We start from the raw sequence: 641 nt of genomic DNA on the forward strand, positions 1-641 counted from the left end.
TTGATAAGACCAGTCAAGTGATATATAGGGATCTTTAATCGTAGATTAAAGTCTCTCATTATTCACACAAATCGCTTACTCACTCGTGTTCAGTTTTGAAAGAGCAATCTTTCAAACATACCGATATTTCTGAAATAACAGGAAAAACTACAGTTATTTTCGAGGAATTAGGAGTTTTAAGTGAAATAACAGGGAAATATGTAGTTAATTTGATCGCTTTTGGTCTGATTCAGACTTTAAGCCTGAATTAACTGTAGAATTTCCAGTTAAATGCTTAAAACCAACGTATTCATCAAAATTAACTACAGGAAATCCAGTTAAATCGAAATAGGGTACAAACGGTTGACAACCAACATCGTTTTGCGAATATAACGGTTGCAACATTGTTCCTTGAAAACTAGATAACGAAACAAAACGTAAAGTAAGAACTTAGGTTGCTTGATCTTCGGATCATGCAAAAATCTTTAACTCTTTCAATTAGGAGAGACTTTTGCTAACGCAAAAGATCCCTATAAATGGTTAAGCTAGAAAGAGCACACGGAGGATGCCTAGGCACTAGGAGCCGAAGAAGGACGTGGCGAACGACGAAATGCCTCGGGGAGCCGTAAGCAGGCTTTGATCCGGGGATGTCCGAATGGGGG

General features: G+C 38.1%; 1 rRNA gene. It reads left to right on the plus strand.

From position 1 onward, the window contains the following. Positions 1–517 precede the first annotated feature (517 nt). Positions 518–641 (plus strand): 23S ribosomal RNA (locus AC1DLM_RS35480); the annotation flags it as partial.

It is taken from the genome of Paenibacillus sp. 01T442 (genome assembly GCF_056398345.1).